Source organism: Alphaproteobacteria bacterium (genome assembly GCA_019635875.1).
GTDB lineage: Bacteria > Pseudomonadota > Alphaproteobacteria > Reyranellales > Reyranellaceae > JAFAZJ01.
This window is the reverse complement of record JAHBYP010000002.1, coordinates 987,162-1,006,174: the sequence shown is the minus strand read 5'-3', so window position 1 is coordinate 1,006,174 and position 19,013 is coordinate 987,162. Positions and strand designations below refer to the sequence as shown.

Here is a 19,013-nt window from a genome sequence, read left to right as displayed (position 1 = left end):
CGCAAGGCTACATCCGGCCCAGCTCGGCCGCGGCGGCGAGGTTGGCCGAGCTGTTGGGGCCACAGCGCGCCTGGCTGAGCCGAAACAGCTCGCGCGCGCGGTTGCGGTTGCCGCCGCGCAGCGCGTCGAGGCCCTGGAACAGCGCCGACAGGCAGCGGCCATTCGTGCGCCTGGCACCGGCATCGGTCTCGGCGGCGACATCGAGATCGCCCGCCGACATGCGGCCCAGCAGATGACGCACGATCGGCGCCGGCCATTCCGCAGGCTCGCCGTGGGCGCGGTAGTCCGCAGCCAGCGCACGCCGCGCGTCGCGCCGCAGCTTCACGTTGTTGGCGAAGCGCCAGAGCATCGGCAGCACCGGCGCCGCCCCACTCCAGTCGCGCATCAGCGCCTCGATATCGTCGGACGATTCGCGATGGCTGCCCTTGTTGTAGTAGGCCTGCACCCTGAGCCAGCGCGCGTGGGGGCTGCCGTCGACCAGCGACGACAGGTCGGCGATCGCCAGGTCGTTGTCGCCCAGCATGAGCCGCACCTGGGCCCGCGCCGTCAGCAGGGTCGGCTGGCCCGGGCGCTCCTGCAGCGCCTTGTCGAGCTGGTCGATGGCGGGCTGCGTGCGGCCGGCATTGGCATCGACCATGGCCGTGGCCGCGAGGATCCTGAAGCGGATGTCCGGCCAGACGCGCAGCGCCTCCTGGAAGTCGCGGCGCGACGCGGACTCCCGCCCCACCGACCGGAACAGCATCGAGCGCAGGACCAGGAGGTTGGCGCGGTTCTGAGGCGCGAGGTCCGTCCGCGCCAACTCCTTGTCGAGGCCGGCCATCGCGCCGCCGCCGATCTCGCCTGATGGCGGCGTGCCGCCGGGCTTGCGAAAATCGCGTCGCGCTGGATCCCAGTCGAGGCTGTCGCCATCGGATTGGGCACATGCCGTGCCGGCGGACAGGACCACCACCGTCAGCAAGGCTGCGAAGACCGACCGCATCCCAACTCCTCCGCGCCACCGCGCCACCGGCGAGGGCGGGCGCACATTATCGCGGTCTGGTCGACGACGGAATGTCCCTCGCGTTGCCTTCGCCCGGAGCGCGGCCTATGTTCCGGCCGATCTTTCCCGCGCCTCCCGCGCGCACGCCGGAGCATCACGACATGGCCGCCCATCCCAACAGCTTCAAGGCCCGCAAGACCCTCAAGGTCGGCACCAAAAGCTACACATATTTCAGCCTGGCGGCGGCCGAGAAGAAGGTGGGCGACCTGAGCCGCCTGCCCTACTCCTTGAAGGTCCTGATGGAAAACCTGCTGCGGCACGAGGACGGTACCTCGGTGCGCGCCGCCGACATCGCGGCCTTCGCCGGCTGGCTCAAGGCCGGCAAGTCCAGCCACGAGATCAACTTCCGCCCGGCGCGCGTGCTGATGCAGGACTTCACCGGCGTGCCCGCCGTCGTCGACCTCGCGGCGATGCGCGACGGCATGGCCAAGCTCGGCGGCGATCCCAGGAAGATCAATCCGCTGGTGCCGGTCGATCTCGTCATCGACCACTCGGTGATCGTCGACAATTTCGGCAACACCAAAGCCTTCGGCGAGAACGTCAAGCTCGAGTACGAGCGCAACGGCGAGCGCTATCGCTTCCTGCGCTGGGGCCAGCAGTCGTTCGACAATTTCCGCGTCGTGCCGCCGGGCACCGGCATCTGCCACCAGGTGAACCTCGAGTACCTGGCGCAGGTCGTGTGGACCCGCAAGGAAGGCAAGGAGACCGTCGCCTATCCCGACACGCTGTTCGGCACCGACAGCCACACCACCATGGTCAATGGCCTGGGCGTGCTGGGCTGGGGCGTGGGCGGCATCGAGGCCGAGGCGGCCATGCTCGGCCAGCCGCAGCCGATGGTGATTCCCGATGTCGTCGGCTTCAAGCTCACCGGCAAGCTGCCCGAGGGTGCCACCGCCACCGACCTCGTGCTGACCGTGACGCAGATGCTGCGCAAGAAGGGCGTGGTCAACAAATTCGTCGAGTTCTACGGCCCCGGCCTCGACGAGATGCCGCTGGCCAACCGTGCCACCATCGCCAACATGGCGCCGGAGTACGGCGCCACCTGCGGCTTCTTCCCGATCGATGACGAGACGCTGAACTACCTGCGCATCACCAATCGCGGCCAGACGGCCAAGCTGGTCGAGGCCTACGCCAAGAAGCAGGGCCTGTGGCGCTCGAGGAAATCGCCCGATCCGGTGTTCACCGACACGCTCGAGCTTGATCTCGGCAATGTCGAGCCCAGCCTCGCCGGCCCGAAGCGGCCGCAGGACCGGGTGCCGCTGGCCGCGGCGGCGTCCGAGTTCAAGGCCAACATGGAGAAGGAGTTCGGCCGCCGGGACGACGGCAAGCGCGTGCCCTGCGCCGGCGCCGAGCACGACCTCGGCCATGGCGACGTGGTGATCGCCGCGATCACCTCGTGCACCAACACCTCGAACCCCTACGTGATGCTGGGCGCCGGGCTGGTGGCGCGCAACGCGGTGAAGTACGGGCTGAAGGTCAAGCCGTGGGTCAAGACCTCGCTGGCGCCCGGCTCGCAGGTCGTCACCGAGTACCTCGAAGCCGCAGGCGTGCAGAAGGACCTCAACAAGATCGGCTTCAACCTGGTGGGCTATGGCTGCACCACCTGCATCGGCAATTCCGGCCCGCTGCCCGAGCCGGTGTCGAAGGCGATCAGCGACGCCGACCTCGTGGTCTGCTCGGTGCTGTCGGGCAACCGCAACTTCGAGGGCCGCGTCAACCCGCAGACGCGGGCCAACTACCTCGCCTCGCCGATGCTGGTGGTGGTCTATGCGCTGGCCGGCTCGATGAAGATTGACATCACCCGCGATCCGATCGGCCACGACAAGAAGGGCCGGCCGGTCTACCTCAAGGACATCTGGCCCACCAACATGGAAGTCGCCAAAGTGGTCGACAAGTGCGTGACGGCCAAGGCGTTCAAGAAGCGCTACGCCGACGTGTTTGCCGGCGACAAGTACTGGCGCTCGATCAAGACCAAGCCGAGCCTGACCTATGGCTGGGACAAGGATTCGACCTACGTGCAGAATCCGCCCTATTTCGAGGGCATGGGCCGCACGCCGGGCAAGCTCGGCGACATCAAGGGCGCGCGGCCGATCGGCCTGTTCGCCGACTCGATCACCACCGACCACATCTCGCCGGCCGGCTCGATCAAGAAGGACAGCCCGGCCGGCCAGTACCTGCTCGACCACGGCGTGGCGCCGGCCGACTTCAACCAGTACGGCACGCGCCGCGGCAATCACGAGGTGATGATGCGCGGCACCTTCGCCAACATCCGGCTGAAGAACGAGATGGTGCCGGGCATCGAAGGCGGCTTCAGCAAGCATCACCAGTCGGACGAGGCGCTGCCGATCTTCGATGTCGCCATGCGCTACAAGGCCGAGAACACCCCGCAGATCCTCGTGGCCGGCAAGGAGTACGGCACCGGTTCGTCGCGCGACTGGGCGGCCAAGGGCGTCAACCTGCTGGGCGTCAAGGCGGTGATCTCCGAGACCTTCGAGCGCATCCACCGCTCGAACCTCGTCGGCATGGGCGTGCTGCCGCTGCAGTTCAAGGAAGGCATGACGCGCAAGTCGCTGAAGCTCGACGGCAGCGAGACCTTCGACGTCGCCGGCATCGAGGGCGGGCTCAGGCCGCGCATGGACATCCCGGTCACCATCCACCGCCGCGACGGCTCGAGCGAGCAGATCATCGTCACCTGCCGCATCGATACCCTGGAGGAGATCGAGTACTTCAAGAACGGCGGCGTGCTGCACTACGTGCTGCGCAACCTCGCCGGCGAGCAGAAGGCGGCGTAGGCTCCTTCTGTCGACAATGACGGCGGGGCGGCTGCGAAGCCGCCCCGTCTTGCTTGCAAGGCCGTCGCATATGCCTGATGTGACTCGATCCTCCCTTCCCCCGGAGGGGGAAGGTGCCCGAAGGGCGGATGGGGGATGTCGAAGACGAACACCGATTTCGTTGAGACATCCCCCATCCGTCGCGCTGCGCGCGCCACCTTCCCCCTCCGGGGGAAGGCAAGAGACTTGCTTGGGAGGCATGACATGAACCGGCAATGGATCCTCAAGGAGCGCCCCTCGGGCATGGTCGGTCCGCAGCATTTCGAGATGCGCACGGTGCCGATGCCGACGCCGGGCGCTGGCGAGGTGCTGGTGCGCACGACTTTGCTGTCGCTCGACCCGGCCAACCGCGCCTGGATGGCGCCGACGCCGACCTACAAGGCGCCGGTGCTGCCGGGCGAGATGATGCACGGCTTCGCCATGGGCGAGGTGCTGGAGTCGAAGGCCGAGGGCTTCGCCAAGGGCGACCTGGTCGACGGCATGATCGGCTGGCAGGACCACGCGGTGATGAAGGCGGCGGACCTGACCAGGCGCGATCGCCGGCACAAGCCCGAGCACCTGATGGGCGTGCTCGGTGTCACCGGGCTCACCGCCTATCACGGCCTGCTCGATGTCGGGCAGCCCAGGGCCGGCGAGACCGTGCTGGTCTCGGCGGCGGCCGGCGCGGTGGGCTCGATCGTCGGCCAGATCGCCAGGATCAAAGGCTGCCGCGTCGTCGGCACCGCCGGCGGGCCGGAGAAATGCGCCTGGCTGACGCGCGAGCTCGGCTTCGACGCGGCGGTCGACTACAAGGCCGGCAATGTCCGGCGCGCGTTGCGCGAGGCCTGCCCCGACGGCGTCGACGTCTATTTCGACAATACCGGCGGCGAGGTGCTGAACGTCGCGCTGTTCCTGATGAACCTGAAGGGCCGCGTGGTGTGCTGCGGCAACCTCTCGCAATACAACGCCGAGAAGCCCGAGCCGGGTCCGGCGGCGGTGCCGGGCCTGCTGGTGGTCAAGCGCCTGCGCATGGAAGGCTTCATCGTCATGGATTTCGCCGACCAGCACGACAAGGCCGTGGCCGAGCTGGCGGGCTGGCTCGCCGCCGGCCGGATCAAGGCGGCCGAGGACATCGTCGAGGGCTTCGAGAACGCGCCCAAGGCGCTGGCCGAGCTGTTCCAGGGCCGCAACCGCGGCAAGCTGCTGGTGAGGGTGTAGTCGATGGCAAGTGAGCAGCTGTACTGGTTCATTACCGGCTACGAGGACAACCAGGTCATCTTCCAGTGCGGCATCGAGCAGGAGCGGTTCACGGACGACGGGATCATTGCTTCGCTCCGCTGCCTGGTGTCGCGGCATCTCGGGCCCGAGGACATCGTGGTCGCGAACATGGGCGGCAACGCCCTGCTGGAGGTCCGCCAGCACGAGGCCAATCCGCAGCGCGTGAAGTACTCCTGCGGCGGGAGGCACCAGTACACGGCCTCTCTCATACCCGCCGACAAATTCCCGCAGCCTTGAGGTTCGCCGATTTGACGCCATGTTTGTGTGGTGATTCACTGCCCTCGCGGCCGGCCGGCCGCCAACGGCTGACATGGCCAATCCGAGCTCTTCCCCCTTCGCGCGGCCGCCGGCGTCGTTCATCGGCGCCACCATCGAGGTCGCCGACCTCGCCGCCTCGACGGCGTTCCATCGCCGCTGGCTGCCGCTGCTGGGCTTCATGCGCATCGGCGCCGACGCCGATCGCGTGCTGTGGGCGCGACGCGACCAGCATCTGATGCTGCGCGAGGCGGCGGTCGATGCCGCCACCGGCGGCGCGATCCTGGCGCTGGCCGCCCAGGACCGCGCCCAGGTCGATGCGCTGCACGTGCACCTGCAGGGCATCGGCGCGGAGATCACCCAGCCGCCGGCCGAGCAGCCCTACACCGCGCCCGGCCACTACGGCTTCGCCTTCCGCTGCCCCGACGGCACGCGCTTCGAGATCGCCCATCGCTGGCAGGACCTGCCCGAGATCGAGGGCGTCGAGCATGTGCGCCTGCCGGGCGATGGCGTGATGCTCGGCGGCTATCTCTACAAGCCCGAGGCCGGCCAGCCGCCGCATCCGGCGCTGCTGCTGCTGCACGGCTTCGGCCGCAACGCCTGGACCGACCGGCATCTCGCCGAGCTGGCGGCGAATTCCGGCTACAAGGTGCTGTCGCTGTCGCTGCGTGGCTGGCTGGGCTCCGACGGCGACAACGACCAGGGCGGCCGCCAGGTCGACGACGTCATCGCCGCCATCGACTGGCTGCGCCGCCTGCCCTCGGTCGATCCCGGCCGCATCGGCCTGATCGGCGCCTCGATGGGCGGCCAGGTGGCGCTCCTGGCGGCGGCGCGCCGGCCGGCGATCCGCTGCGTCGCCGCGCTCTTCCCGCCCACCGACCTGCCGGGCTGGTACGAGGCCAATCCCTTCGTGCGGCCCTATCTCGACGACCTCGCCGACGCCGAGGGGCTGGCGGCGCGCTCGCCGATCAACCATGCCAACGAGATCGACGTGCCGGTGCTGATGATGCACGGCGACAGGGACGAGAACGTGCCGCTCGACCAGAGCCTGCGCATGACCGAGACCCTGCGCGGCCTGGGGAAGGAGGCCGAGCTGCTGATCGTCTCAGGGGCCAGCCACTTCTTCTCGATGCGCGAGAACACCATCGCGCGCCAGCGGCTGTTCGCGTTCCTCAGACAGAGCCTGGTGCGGCGCTAGAGGACGATCCGGACACCTGTCATCCCAGGCGCAGCGAGGGATCCAGGCGCACTCCCTGGATTCCTCACTGCGCTCGGGATGACGGCGGAGATTCAACGCGGCCGGATCTCGATCCGACATCCGTAAGGATGGCAAAAAAACCTTGTGCCATGGGCATCAAACCGCCCTTTTCGACAACCGTAGAGGTGGAAATCGACGGGACACGGCTTTCGTGGCTTGCTGGGCGCGAACCGAGAAAGGAGCGCGCATGAGTGACGATGGATGACGATAGTGCCGTTAGGGACGGTACCGCCCGGCGATTTACTGGCTGAGACGGCGCCGAACTCCGACCGCCGGTACCCCGCTGCGCCTGCACGGCGCGGCCGGTCCCCTCCCCCTCAAAAGTAAAAGAGGGCGACGTAACGGCACAAACGGCACAAACGGCACTAGCGTCACGACGAACGGCGGCCGCACGGCGCACTGGATGCGCGACAGCAGATCGCCCCCTGCTCCGCATCCCGGAATGACGCGGTCCGGATGCTTGCCGCTCAGGAGGTGGCGGGCAAGATGCGGTCCATCCATCGCCATCCGTTCGCAGGACAGCAGTCATGAAGGTCTCCGACGCCATCCTCTCGCGCCGCTCGATGCGCATCTTCAAGCCCGACCCGGTGCCGGAGGACACCATCCGCCGCATCATCGAGGTATCGAAGCGCGCCGCGTCGAACGTCAACCTGCAGCCCTGGCGGCTCTATGTGACCATGGGCGCGGCGCGCCAGCGGCTGAGCGCGGCGGTGCTGGCCGCGCTGGAGGCGGGCGAATCGCCGGGGCCGGAGTATCACGTCTACAAGCGGCCGATCCCCGAGCCCTATCGCGGCCGGCAGGTCGCGGTCGGCAAGGCGCTGTACGGCATGCTCAACATCCCCAAGGGCGATGCCGAGGGCATGGCGCGCCAGCACCGGCGCAACTATGTGTTCTTCGATGCCCCGGTCGGCCTGATCATGACCGTCGATCGCGCCCACGGTCAGGGCCAGTGGCTCGACTGCGGCGCCTTCCTCGCCAACCTCATGCTGATGGCGCGCGAGGAAGGCCTGCACACCTGCCCGCAGGCCGCCTTCGCCAACCATCACCCCGCGATCCGCCGCGAGCTGAAGATCCCCGACAACGAGATCGTCATCTGCGGCCTGGCGATCGGCCACGCCGACGAGAACGCCGTGCCCAACAACCTGGTCACCGAGCGCGCCCCGCTCGAGGACTTCGTCGCCTGGCATCGCGCGTAGCGCGCGCAATCGCAGACACGACACGACACTTCTGTCATCCCGAGCGCAGCGAGCGATCCAGTCGCCTTCCTGAATCCCTCGCTGCGCTCGGGATGACAGGTCACGGATCACCCTCATGCCCGCACCACCTTCGCGGCGTAGCAGCCGGGCGCGGCGAAGTGGATGTGCAGGTAGGACGCGGCCTGGTTGGCGAGCAGTCGCTCGATCGCCGTCTCGACGGCCGTGCCCTTGGACAGCTCGAAGCCGACCATCATGCCGTTGCTGTCGAAGGCACGGACGGCGAGCATGCGGCCGCGCAGCTGCTGCGGCACCGTGTCGACCTCGTCGAACGTGGTTTCGCCCGCCCGCACGAAGATCGCGAAGCGCATGCGATAGGGCGAGTCGACGGCGTGGTGCTCGTAGTTGACGAGGATCACCTCCTCGCCCGGCGTCGCGTCGGTCAGGCTGACCCGGCACGGGCTGCCGTTGTCGGCGACGCGCCGCACCGCGGCGTGCGCCGAAAGCTCCGCGTCGGACATCGCGAACAGGTGGGTGAAACTCTCGGCCGGCAGGCCCTGGATGCGGAAGCTCATGGCGTCACCTCGTGGTCAACGGCGCGAACATGAGGTTCGCGTGAGGCACGCGATATCCGTGTCGCGGCGCCGAATTGATCGGGCATGATGGCGGCACGAAGGAGCATCCATGACCCGTCTCACCCGTTCCGACCTCGGCGGCAAGGTCCAGACCGTGCTCGGCCCGATCGCGCCCGAGAGGCTCGGCCGCACGCTGATGCACGAGCACGTGCTGTGTGACATCCGCCCGCCTTCGACGCGCAACGAGAACGATCTCGGGCCGGAGATCACGCTGGAGAATGTCTGGCAGCTCAACTACGGCCACGGCATCGCGCGCGCCGGCCGCAAGTACATGCTCGACCTCGAGGACGTCGCCGTGCGCGAGGTCGAGGCGATGAAGCGCGAGGGCGGCGACGCCATCGTCGAGCTGACCTGCGGCGGCTTGAGCCCCGATCCGAGGGGCCTAGCGCGCATCGCCGCGGGCACCGGCGTCAGCATCGTCATGGGCTGCGGCTACTACGTGAACGACTACCAGGACCCGCGCAATCAGGGCCGGTCGGTCGACGATTTCGCGCGCGAGATCGTCGACCAGGTGCAGGTCGGCGCCTGGGGCACCGAGGTGCGCGCCGGCATGATCGGCGAGATCGGCTGCCAGTCGCCATGGACCGGGCTGGAGAAGCGCGTGATGAGCGCGGCGCTGATCGCCCAGAAGGAGACCGGCGCCTCGATCAACGTCCATCCCGGCCGGCACGAGGACCAGCCGCAGGAAGTCGCGGACTTCGTCGTGGCCAATGGCGGCGATCCGACCCGCATCGTCATCAGCCACATCGATCGCACCGTGTTCGACGTCGAGCGCCTGCTGAGGCTGGCCGATACCGGCGTCACCATCGAGTTCGACCTGTTCGGCCAGGAGGCCGCGTACTATGGCCTGTCGGACATCGACATGCCCAACGATGCGACGCGCCTGAAGCTGATCCGCGCGCTGATCGAGCGCGGCCATCTCGAGCGCGTCGTGATCAGCCACGACATCTGCTACCGCACGCGGCTGACCACCTTCGGCGGCCATGGCTACGGCCACATCTTCCGCAACGTCGTGCCGATGATGCGCAAGCGCGGCTATTCGGATGCCGAGATCGACGCCATCCTGGTCGACAACCCGCGACGGTTGCTGACATTCGTGTAGGATCGCGGCCGGGAGGACACGCGCGATGATGATGGCGGAGAAGACTTTCGATCCCGGCACGGTGTCGCGCCTGCCTGATCCGCTGCCGGCGCTGCGCGACCTGCAGGAGCGCGATCGCGTGCACTGGTCGCCGCGCTACAAGGCGTGGCTGGTGACGCGTTACGACGACGTGCGCGCCGGCCTGCACGATCCGCGCATGACGCCGGGCCGCGCCATGCCCGATCCCGGCGTCTTCGAGCCCGGCTTCCGCGAGGTCTTCGCCGACTATCGGCGCCTGCTCGATCCCTTCATGCTGTTCCGCGACCCGCCCGATCACACCCGCCTGCGCGGCCTGGTCAATCGCGGCTTCACACCCAGCGCCATCGAAGGCCTGCGCCCGCGCGTCGACGCCTTCGTCGAGGAGCTGCTGGCGGCGATGCCGGCCCACGGCACCTTCGACTTCGTGCCGGCCTTCGCCTATCCGCTGCCGGCGCGGGTGATCGCCGAGCTGATCGGCGTGCCCGAGACCATTCTCGATGATCTGAAGCGCTGGTCCGACGGCTTCGCCACCTCGACCGCCGGCACCGGTGAGGATCTGTTCCGCCGCGCCGCCGTCGCCACCAGCGAGATGGGCGCCTATCTGCAGGACTTCCTGGCGCGTCGCCGCGAGAACCCGGGCAATGCCATCATCGACGCCCTGATCGACGCGCGCGACGGCAAGGACCGGTTGAGCAACGACGAGCTGGTGGCCAACCTGATCCTGTTCCTCTTCGCCGGCCACGAGACCACGACCAACCTGCTGTCCAACGGCCTGCGCACGCTGCTGCGCAACCCCGACATGCTGGCCGACCTGCGCGCCAACCTCGACGACCGCGACCTGGTGCGCAACACGGTCGAGGAGATGCTGCGCCACGACGGCGCGCTGTTCATGAGCATGCGCGTGGCGCTGCAATCCTTCGAGTGGCACGGAAGGTCGATCGAGGCCGGCCAGCGCGTCTTCCTCTACCACCTCTCGGCCAACCGCGATCCCCGCGTCTTCGACGGGCCGGACCGCTTCGACATCAGGCGCAAGGACGCCTCGCGCCACATCGCCTTCGGCTACGGCATCCATTTCTGCCTCGGCGCGCCGCTGGCACGGCTCGAGGTCGAGGTCGCGCTGCCGGCGCTGCTGCGGCGCTATCGCGACCTCGCGCTGGCCGACGACCAGGTGCGGTGGAAGACCAACTTCGTCCTGCGCGGCCCCACCTCCCTGATGCTCGGCGCATGAGCCGGGTTGTTCAATGTAGCGTCGGACACATTCCTTCTCCCCGCGCAGGCGGGGAGAAGGTGCCGAGCGTCAGCGAGGCGGATGAGGGGCTTCCTGGCGCAACACCATCGGCGATCGTCGTCGAGAGTCCGCGAAGCCCCTCATCCGGCGCTTCGCGCCACCTTCTCCCCGCCTGCGCGGGGAGAAGGGAAGACCCACAACCAACAGCCCTGCGCGCATGACGGCGAGCGCCGCGATCTACTACCGCGCGGAAGAGTTCGATCCCTACAAGCGGATGATGGGGCGCCAGGTCGCCAGCGACGCCTTCCTGCGCGCGCTGGCACGTCACGATCCCTCGACCGAGCTCTCGGTCTATGCCGCGCGCCAGGAGGACGTCGACAGCTTCCGCAAGCTGGTCGAGGCCGAAGCGCCCGCTGTCGGCGAGCGCGCGTACCGCCTGATCCGGCACGGCGACGCGCAGGGCCTGGCTCGGGCCGGCTGCCTGTTCCGGCCCGATCCGGTGCTGCACGACGAGGCCTGGACGCGTCGCTTCGGCGATGCGCGCGCCTACTCGCTGAGCGGCGTGACGCACACGCTGTCCTCGGTCGGCGCGCAGCGCGCGCTTGCCCAGTACATCACCGCGCCCTACGAGGAATGGGACGCGGTGATCTGCACCTCGCATGCCGTGCGCCGCGTCGTCGAGCGCATCGTCGAGGAGAACGCCGCCTACCTCTCGGAGCGCTTCGGCGCGACGATCCCGGCGAACGCCCGCCTGCAATTGCCGGTGATCCCGCTGGGCGTGCACCCGGATGCCTTCGACACCACCACGCCGGCGATGCGCGAGGCCCGCGTCCGGCGACGCCGCGAGATCGGCGCCGGCGACGACGACATCGTGGCGTTGTTCGTCGGCCGGCTGGCGTTCCACGCCAAGGCCAACCCGTTGCCGATGTACCAGGCGCTGGAGGCCGCCGCGAAACGCACCGGCAGATCCGTCCATCTCGTGCAGGCCGGCTGGTTCGGCTCCGATTTCATCGAGCGCGGCTTCAGGGAAGGCGCGGCGATATTCTGTCCCTCGGTGCGCTGCCACTTCCTCGATGGCCGCGACCCCGAAGTGCGCGCCGAGATCTGGGCGGTGGGCGATCTCTTCACGTCGCTGGTCGACAACATCCAGGAGACCTTCGGCCTGGCGCCGATCGAGGCGATGGCCGCCGGCCTGCCGGTGGTGGTCGCCGACTGGGACGGCTATCGCGAGACGGTGCGCGAGGGCATCGACGGCTTCCTCGTGCCCACGACCATGACCCCGCCGGGCTTCGGCGGCGTCATGGCCTATCGCCATTTCGGCGGTCTGGACAGCTACGACTCCTATGTCGGCGCCGCCGCGCTCAATGTCGCGGTCGATGCCGCGAAGGCCGAGGACGCCTATGTCTCGCTGATCGGCAACGCCGATCTGCGCCGGCGCATGGGCGAGGCCGGGCGGCGCCGGGCGCAGGAGACCTTCGGCTGGTCGCGAATCTACGGCCTCTATCGCGCGCTGTGGGGCGAGCTCGCCGAACGTCGAGCGATGGCCCCGGCGGCGGCGCGCGCGGGCAATCCGCTGCATCCCGACCCGTTCCGCCTGTTCGGTCACTACCCGACCTACGTCTTCGGCGCGCGCTCGCGCGTGCGCGCGGTCAGCGAGGACGCCGAGACATGGCGCCGCACCCTGGCCTCGCCGCTGCTCTCGGGCGGCCGCGGGCACTTCCTGCCGGCGGCCGAGACCGAGCGTTTGCGCACGGCGGTTGCGACAACGCCCGGCGCCTCGGTCGGCGAGCTGCTCGAAACCGTCGAGCGCGGCCGGCGCGACAGCGCCATCCGGACGCTCGCGCTGCTCGCCAAGGCCGGCCTGATCCTCATCGACGACCGCGTCGCCGTGCCCGACCGGCCCGAGCCGCTCGGCTGAGAGTTGCCTTCCCCCGGAGGGGGAAGGTGCCCGAAGGGCGGAAGGGGGATGTAGAAGACGAACTGAGGAGTCGGTCTTCGACATCCCCCATCCGGCGCTCCGCGCCACCTTCCCCCTCCGGGGGAAGGTAAGTTAAGACTGAGCCGCCCCGCCCCTCTGCTCCCACGGACAAGACAATCCCAATGACCGCTTCCGCCACCCACGACGTGCTGGGCATCGGCAATGCCATCGTCGACGTCTTCGCGCAGACCGACGACGAGTACCTGCGGCTCAACAAGATGGCCAAAGGCAGCATGTCGCTGATCGACACGGCGCGCGCCGAGGCGCTGTACCGCACGATGAAGGACGCGGTCGAGGTGCAGGGCGGCTCCTGCGGCAACACGGTGGCCGGAATCGCCTCGCTCGGCGGCAGGGCGGCCTATATCGGCAAGGTGCGCGACGACGCGTTGGGCTGGACCTTCCGCCACGACATCCGCCAGGCGGGCGTGACCTTCGACACGCCGCCGGCAACGGAGGGGCCGCCGACGGCCCGTTCGCTGATCTTCGTCACGCCCGACGCGCAGCGCACCATGAACACCTATCTCGGCGCCTGCATCACGCTGGGGCCGGAGGACATCGACGTGCAGCGGGTCGCGGGCGCCAGCGTGACCTATGTCGAGGGCTATCTGTGGGACCCGCCGCGCGCCAAGGACGCGGTGCGCAAGGCCTTCGCCGCCGCCCACGCCGCCGGCCGCAAGGTCTCGATCACGCTCTCGGACGCCTTCTGCGTCGATCGCTGGCGCGACGAGTTCAACCAGCTCATCCACGACCAGATCGACATCCTGTTCGCCAACGAAAGCGAGATCCTCTCGCTGTACCAGGTGAAGACCTTCGACGAGGCGCTGCAGCGCGCCCGCGCCACCGGCAAGATCGTGGCGCTGACCCGCAGCGCGAGGGGCTCGGTGATCGTGCACCACGACGAGATCCACGTCGTCGACGCGGCGAAGGTCGAGAAGGTGGTCGACACCACCGGCGCCGGCGACCTCTACGCCGCCGGCTTTCTCTATGGCTACACGCGCAACAAGCCGCTGGCGGAGTGCGCACGCATCGGCGGCATCGCCGCCGCGGAGGTGATCAGCCATGTCGGCGCGCGTCCGCTGGTTCCGCTGAAGACCCTGATCTGACGATGATAGGCCGCCCATGGCGCTCTTCCCTTCTCCCCGCGAAGGCGGGGAGAAGGTGCCGAGCGTCAGCGAGGCGGATGAGGGGCTTCGCGACCGAGCAACAAGCCCCTCATCCGCCCTTCGGGCACCTTCTCCCCGCATACGCGGGGAGAAGGAAAGATGGATAGGCCATGCCATGGCCGATGAAGCCGCGACAGCGCGCCGGCCAGGGTGGATCGAAGCGATCCTGTCGTATCGCCACGGCGTCGTGCGCGCCGCGCTGTTCCTCGGCTTTTCCAGTGGCCTGCCGCTGCTGCTGGTCTTCGGCACGCTCTCCGCAAGGCTGCGCGAGACCGGTGTCGATCGCACGACGATCGGGTTCATCTCGTGGGTGGCGCTGGCCTACGCCTTCAAGTTCGCCTGGGCACCGCTGGTCGATCGCCTGAGCCTGCCGCTGCTGACCAGGCTGCTGGGGCGGCGCCGCGCCTGGATGCTGCTGGCGCAGGCCATCATCATCGCCGGCCTGCTGGCGATGGCCCAGTTCGATCCGCGCAGCGAGCTGCAGCCGCTGGTGATCACAGCGGTGATCGTGGCATTCGCCTCGGCGACGCAGGACATCGCCGTCGACGCCTGGCGCATCGAGGCCACCGGCCCCGAGCTGCAGGGGCCGACCGCCGGCGCCTATCAACTGGGCTATCGCATCGCCATCCTCTCGGCGGGCGCCGGCGCGCTCTACGCCGCCGAGATCTACGATTGGACCACCGCCTATCTCGCGATGGCCGCGCTCGGGCTGGTCGGCGCCGCCGCAACCCTGCTGATCCGCGAGCCGCCGCGACCGGCGGCGGCGGAGAAGCCCCTGCTCGATGCATCCGCCGATCCGCTGTCGCGTGTCGGCGCCTGGCTGATGACGGCGGTGATCGGCCCGTTCGCCGACTACTTCCAGCGCATGGGCTGGCTCGGCCTGGCGATCCTCGCCTTCATCGCCCTGTTCCGCATCAGCGACATCACCCTGGGGGTGATGGCCAATCCCTTCTACATCGACATGGGATTCTCCAAGGCCGACATCGCCTCGGTCACCAAGCTCTACGGCTTCTGGCTGTCGGTGCTGGGCGCGCTGGCCGGCGGCGTGATCGTGGCGCGCTACGGCGTGCGCGCACCGCTGATCTGGATGGCGCTGCTGCTGCCGCTCACCAACCTGCTCTTCGCCCTGCTGGCGGGGCGCGGCACGCCCGATCTGTGGCTGCTGGCGGCGACGATCTCGGCTGACAATTTCGTCACCGGCATCTCCGGCTCGGTGTTCATCGCCTACCTCTCGGGTCTGACCAACACCGCCTATACCGCCACGCAGTACGCGCTGTTCACCTCGCTGATGCTGCTGCCCGGCAAGTTCCTCGGCGGCTGGTCGGGCGCGATCGTCGACTGGGCCGAAGCCAACAGCCGCAAGGTGCCGCTGATCGGCGATCTGCTGCTGGCGCTGTCCGTGACGCCCAAGCACGAAGGCTATGTCGTGTTCTTCATCTACACGACGCTGGTCGGCCTGCCGGCGGTGATCCTGTCGATCTGGCTGGCGCGCCGCACCATGAAGCCGGAGCCGGCGGGATGACCATCCGCAACTTCGAGGCCCTGTTCAGCCCGAAATCCGTCGCCCTGATCGGCGCCAGCTCGCGCCCTTCGGCGGTCGGCGCCCTGATCGCGCGCAACCTGCATGCCGGCGGATTCAACGGGCCTCTCTGGCTGGTCAACCGCAACGGCCAACCGAGCGACGGTCATCCGACGCTGAAGAACATCAAGGCGCTGCCTTCAGCGCCCGACCTGGCGATTCTCTGCGTCCCGGCGGCCCAGGTCGCGCCCTCGATCGCCGCGCTCGCCGCACGCGGCACGCGCGCCGCCGTGGTCATCACGGCCGGCCTCGACGAGACCACGCGCGGCGCGGCGCTGGAGATCGCTCGACCGACGACGATGCGCATCGTCGGTCCGAACTGCCTGGGCATCATGGTGCCGGCGCTGGGGCTCAACGCCACGTTCGCGCATCGTTCGGCGCTCAAGGGCGGGCTCGGCTTCGTCAGCCAGTCCGGCGCGGTGATCACGGCGGCAATCGACTGGGCCAGCGCGCGCAACATCGGCTTCAGCCATGTCGTGTCGCTCGGCGAGATGTGCGACGTCGATTTCGGCGACATGCTCGACTGGCTGGCGCTCGACGGCGCCACCAGCGCCATCCTGCTGCACGTCGAATCGATCACCAGCGCGCGCAAGTTCATGTCGGCGGCGCGCGCCGCGGCGCGGTCGAAGCCGGTGATCGTGCTCAAGGCCGGGCGCAGCGAGGCGGCGGCGCGCGCGGCGCACGCCCATGTCGGCGCGCTGGCCGGTGCTGACGCGGTCTACGACGCCGCCTTCCGCCGCGCCGGCATGCTGCGCGTCGAGGATCTCGACGGGCTGTTCGAGGCCACCGCCAGCCTGGCCTCGAGCCGGCCGCTGTTCGGCGACCGGCTGGCGATCCTCACCAATGGCGGCGGGCTGGGTGTGCTGGCCGCCGATGCGCTGATCGAGACCAAGGGTCGGCTGGCCGAGCTGGCGCCGGAGACGCTGGCGAAGCTCGAGGTGCGCCTGCCGCCCACCTGGTCGCGCGGCAACCCGGTCGACATCCTGGGCGACGCGCCGGCCGAGCACTACGAGCATGCCCTCGACGCATTGCTGGACGATCCCGGCGTCGATGCCGCGCTGGTGCTGAACTGCCCGACGGCGGTGACGCCGGGCGAGGACTCGGCGCGCGCTGTCGCCACCGCCGCTTCGCGCACGCGCAAGCCGGTGCTGACCAGCTGGGTCGGCGCCGACGCCCAGGTCGAGGCACGCAAGGTGCTGCTCGCGGCCAACCTGCCGACCTACGAGACGCCGCGCCAGGCCGTGCGCGGCTTCATGGATCTGGTGACGTGGCGGCGCAACCGCGTGGCGCTGATGGAGACGCCGCCATCGCAGCCCGAGGAGTTCGCCCTCGACATCGAAGCGGCGCGCGCCGTCATCGCCGCCGCGCGCGCGCAGGGGCGCGACGCGCTGAGCGAAGCCGAGGCCAAGGAGGTGCTCGACGCCTGCGCCATCCCGGTGGTCGACACCATCGTCGCGCGCAGCCCCGAGGAGGCGGTCGGCGCCGCCATGCGCATCGGTGCGCCGGTGGCGCTGAAGATCCTGTCGCCGGACATCGTCAGCAAGTCCGAGGTCGGCGGCGTCGTGCTGGACCTGCACGACGAGGGCCAGGTGTTCCGCGCCGCCTCCGACATGCTGGCACGGGTCGCGCGCCTGCGGCCCGGCGCGCGCATCGAGGGCTTCTCGGTCCAGCGCATGGTCGAGCGGCGCGGTGCCTGGGAACTCATCGTCGGCCTGGCCGAGGACCGCACCTTCGGACCGGTCGTGCTGTTCGGCCATGGCGGCACCGCGGTCGAGCGGCTGGCCGACCACGCGCTGGGCTTGCCGCCGCTCAACATGAAGCTGGCGCGCGACATGATCGAGGGCACGCGCGTCTGGCGGCTGCTGCAGGGCTACGGCCAGCAGCCGGCGGCGGCGATCGACGCCATCGCGCTCAGCCTGATCAAGGTGGCGCAGATCGCCGCCGAGCTGCCGGCGATCGCCGAGCTGGAGATCAACCCTCTTCTCGTCGATGCGCACGGCGTCGTGGCGCTGGATGCCCGCATCCGCCTGCGGACCGAGGATGCTCCGGCGCGCGCGCTGGCCATCCGCCCCTACCCGCGCGGGCTGGAGCGACGAGAGACGCTGCGGGGCGAGCGCGCCTTTCTCCTGCGACCGATCCGTCCGGAGGATGAAGGCGCCCTGCAGACCTTTGGCCGACGGCTCGACCGCGAAGACATCCGCATGCGCTTCTTCGCGCCGCTGGCGCATCTGACGCACGAGCTGGCCGCGCGGCTGACGCAGATCGACTACGACCGGCAGATGGCCTTCGTCGCGTTGGGCGGCGAGGGCGAGATCTGGGGCGTGGTGCGCCTGTCGGCCGATCCCGACAATGTCGGCGCCGAGTTCGCCATCATCGTGCGCAGCGACCTGAAGGGCAGCGGCCTGGGCCGCCTGCTGATGGCGCGCATCATCGGCTATGCGCGCCAGCGCGGCCTGGCGCGGCTCGAGGGCCTGGTGCTGCGCGAGAACGACGCCATGCTGGACTTCAGCCGGCGCCTGGGCTTCGTGATCGCCGGCGTCGCCGACGATCCCACCGTGGTGCGTGTCATGCTCGACCTCGGCGACTCAGTGCCGGGCGGCGAGCCCGCCATCGACGGTGAAGACGACGCCGCTGGTGTAGGCTGAGCGGTCCGAGGCGAGGAAGACCGCGAGATCGGCGATCTCCTGCGGCTCGCACGGCCGGCCCAGCGGCAGATGCCGGGTCAGCTCCGGCCAGCGGTCGGGGCTGCCCAGCTCCTTCTGCGCCTGCGAGCGCATCAGGGTCACCAAGCGGTCGGTGCGCGTCGCCGGCGGGTTGATCGCCACCACGCGCACGCCGTGCTCGATGCTCCTGGATCCCACCGTGCGGGTGAACATCATCAGCGAGGCGTTGCCCATGCTGCCGGCGGCATAGTCGTAGTTCGGCATCTCGCCGGCCAGGCCGATGACGTTGACGATCACGCCGCGCTTGCGGGCCTTCATCTCGGTGAGCATCGCACGCGTCATGTTGATGTAGCCGAAGACCTTGAGGTTCCAGACCTCGCGCCACTTCGCCTCGTCGATGCTCTCGACGTCGCCGCGCGGGATCGCGCCGGCGTTGTTCACCAGGATGTCGACGTCGGCGCAGCCCTTGACCAGGCCGCGCGCGGCATCGCCGTCGGCCAGGTCGACGGCGTGCAGGTCGACCGAGACGTTGAAGCGCTGGCGCAGCCTGTTGCGCGCTTCCTCGAGGTTCTGCCGGCTGCGCGCCGCCAGGTGGAGGTTGCAGCCCTCGGCGGCGAAGGACTCGGCGCAGGCATAGCCGATGCCCTTCGAGCCGCCCGTGATCAGGACCGATTTGCCGGTCAGCCTGAGATCCATCGCATCCTCCCCGTGAGTGGCGGCCATGATCGGGGACGCGCACCGAACGATCAACTGGTGCCCAGCCGTTGGCCAGTCATGCAAACGAAACACACATCATGACGTCTATGCATTGGTG

At 69.2% G+C, this 19,013-nt stretch carries 14 protein-coding genes; 11 read left to right on the top strand and 3 right to left on the bottom strand.

The features are described 5' to 3' along the window. Positions 1-7 precede the first annotated feature (7 nt). Positions 8-979 carry a tetratricopeptide repeat protein gene (locus tag KF889_11105; protein MBX3499984.1) on the bottom strand — a complete coding sequence of 324 codons (972 nt, stop codon included), beginning with the start codon at positions 977-979 and terminating at the stop codon, positions 8-10. 161 nt (positions 980-1,140) lie between these two features. Here KF889_11105 and acnA point away from each other — a divergent pair, with 161 nt between their 5' ends. The 5 genes from acnA (at position 1,141) to KF889_11080 (ending at position 7,836) form a co-directional block, all read left to right on the top strand. Then, on the top strand, positions 1,141-3,831 hold the full coding sequence (gene acnA / locus KF889_11100; protein MBX3499983.1) for an aconitate hydratase AcnA: 2,691 nt from the start codon (positions 1,141-1,143) through the stop codon (positions 3,829-3,831). 243 nt (positions 3,832-4,074) lie between these two features. Beyond that, positions 4,075-5,067: an NADP-dependent oxidoreductase gene (locus tag KF889_11095; protein ID MBX3499982.1), complete on the top strand. Its 993-nt coding sequence runs from the start codon at positions 4,075-4,077 to the stop codon at positions 5,065-5,067. A 3-nt stretch (positions 5,068-5,070) separates the two neighbouring features. After that, positions 5,071-5,364, top strand: a complete 294-nt coding sequence (locus KF889_11090; GenBank protein ID MBX3499981.1) for a hypothetical protein — start codon at positions 5,071-5,073, stop codon at positions 5,362-5,364. A 73-nt stretch (positions 5,365-5,437) separates the two neighbouring features. Beyond that, positions 5,438-6,580 carry a S9 family peptidase gene (locus KF889_11085; GenBank protein MBX3499980.1) on the top strand — a complete coding sequence of 381 codons (1,143 nt, stop codon included), beginning with the start codon at positions 5,438-5,440 and terminating at the stop codon, positions 6,578-6,580. Between the two features lie 587 nt (positions 6,581-7,167). Continuing rightward, entirely contained in the window at positions 7,168-7,836 is a 669-nt protein-coding gene (locus KF889_11080) for a nitroreductase (protein MBX3499979.1), read from the top strand. A gap of 113 nt (positions 7,837-7,949) precedes the next feature. Here KF889_11080 and KF889_11075 read toward each other — a convergent pair whose 3' ends face one another. Then, positions 7,950-8,408, bottom strand: coding sequence for a DUF1203 domain-containing protein (locus KF889_11075; GenBank protein ID MBX3499978.1), 459 nt, complete (start codon positions 8,406-8,408; stop codon positions 7,950-7,952). 109 nt (positions 8,409-8,517) lie between these two features. On the opposite strand from KF889_11075, the gene KF889_11070 reads away from it, so the two are divergent. The 6 genes from KF889_11070 (at position 8,518) to KF889_11045 (ending at position 18,181) form a co-directional block, all read left to right on the top strand. Further along, positions 8,518-9,570 carry an aryldialkylphosphatase gene (locus KF889_11070; protein ID MBX3499977.1) on the top strand — a complete coding sequence of 351 codons (1,053 nt, stop codon included), beginning with the start codon at positions 8,518-8,520 and terminating at the stop codon, positions 9,568-9,570. Between the two features lie 25 nt (positions 9,571-9,595). Further along, positions 9,596-10,816: a cytochrome P450 gene (locus KF889_11065; GenBank protein ID MBX3499976.1), complete on the top strand. Its 1,221-nt coding sequence runs from the start codon at positions 9,596-9,598 to the stop codon at positions 10,814-10,816. A gap of 217 nt (positions 10,817-11,033) precedes the next feature. Continuing rightward, entirely contained in the window at positions 11,034-12,734 is a 1,701-nt protein-coding gene (locus KF889_11060) for a glycosyltransferase family 4 protein (protein MBX3499975.1), read from the top strand. A 182-nt stretch (positions 12,735-12,916) separates the two neighbouring features. Next, positions 12,917-13,897 carry an adenosine kinase gene (locus tag KF889_11055; GenBank protein MBX3499974.1) on the top strand — a complete coding sequence of 327 codons (981 nt, stop codon included), beginning with the start codon at positions 12,917-12,919 and terminating at the stop codon, positions 13,895-13,897. A 175-nt stretch (positions 13,898-14,072) separates the two neighbouring features. Further along, positions 14,073-15,479 (top strand): MFS transporter, encoded by a 1,407-nt coding sequence (locus KF889_11050; protein MBX3499973.1) that lies wholly within the window; start codon positions 14,073-14,075, stop codon positions 15,477-15,479. Then, positions 15,476-18,181, top strand: a complete 2,706-nt coding sequence (locus KF889_11045) for a bifunctional acetate--CoA ligase family protein/GNAT family N-acetyltransferase (GenBank protein ID MBX3499972.1) — start codon at positions 15,476-15,478, stop codon at positions 18,179-18,181. The genes KF889_11050 and KF889_11045 overlap by 4 nt, the downstream gene beginning before the upstream one ends. On the opposite strand, the gene KF889_11040 is transcribed toward KF889_11045, so the two are convergent. Then, positions 18,122-18,895 (bottom strand): SDR family oxidoreductase, encoded by a 774-nt coding sequence (locus KF889_11040; protein ID MBX3499971.1) that lies wholly within the window; start codon positions 18,893-18,895, stop codon positions 18,122-18,124. The genes KF889_11045 and KF889_11040 overlap by 60 nt on opposite strands. Positions 18,896-19,013 lie beyond the last annotated feature (118 nt).

What these genes read in the sequence shown, in the direction of transcription:
- KF889_11095 (MBX3499982.1), top strand. Translation starts at nt 4,075, where the DNA reads ATGAACCGGCAATGGATCCTCAAGGAGCGCCCCTCGGGCATGGTCGGT.
- KF889_11045 (MBX3499972.1), top strand. Translation starts at nt 15,476, where the DNA reads ATGACCATCCGCAACTTCGAGGCCCTGTTCAGCCCGAAATCCGTCGCC.
- KF889_11065 (MBX3499976.1), top strand. Translation starts at nt 9,596, where the DNA reads ATGATGATGGCGGAGAAGACTTTCGATCCCGGCACGGTGTCGCGCCTG.
- KF889_11040 (MBX3499971.1), bottom strand. Translation starts at nt 18,895, where the DNA reads ATGGATCTCAGGCTGACCGGCAAATCGGTCCTGATCACGGGCGGCTCG.
- KF889_11085 (MBX3499980.1), top strand. Translation starts at nt 5,438, where the DNA reads ATGGCCAATCCGAGCTCTTCCCCCTTCGCGCGGCCGCCGGCGTCGTTC.
- KF889_11080 (MBX3499979.1), top strand. Translation starts at nt 7,168, where the DNA reads ATGAAGGTCTCCGACGCCATCCTCTCGCGCCGCTCGATGCGCATCTTC.
- KF889_11090 (MBX3499981.1), top strand. Translation starts at nt 5,071, where the DNA reads ATGGCAAGTGAGCAGCTGTACTGGTTCATTACCGGCTACGAGGACAAC.
- KF889_11075 (MBX3499978.1), bottom strand. Translation starts at nt 8,408, where the DNA reads ATGAGCTTCCGCATCCAGGGCCTGCCGGCCGAGAGTTTCACCCACCTG.
- KF889_11105 (MBX3499984.1), bottom strand. Translation starts at nt 979, where the DNA reads ATGCGGTCGGTCTTCGCAGCCTTGCTGACGGTGGTGGTCCTGTCCGCC.
- acnA (MBX3499983.1), top strand. Translation starts at nt 1,141, where the DNA reads ATGGCCGCCCATCCCAACAGCTTCAAGGCCCGCAAGACCCTCAAGGTC.
- KF889_11050 (MBX3499973.1), top strand. Translation starts at nt 14,073, where the DNA reads ATGGCCGATGAAGCCGCGACAGCGCGCCGGCCAGGGTGGATCGAAGCG.
- KF889_11055 (MBX3499974.1), top strand. Translation starts at nt 12,917, where the DNA reads ATGACCGCTTCCGCCACCCACGACGTGCTGGGCATCGGCAATGCCATC.
- KF889_11060 (MBX3499975.1), top strand. Translation starts at nt 11,034, where the DNA reads ATGACGGCGAGCGCCGCGATCTACTACCGCGCGGAAGAGTTCGATCCC.
- KF889_11070 (MBX3499977.1), top strand. Translation starts at nt 8,518, where the DNA reads ATGACCCGTCTCACCCGTTCCGACCTCGGCGGCAAGGTCCAGACCGTG.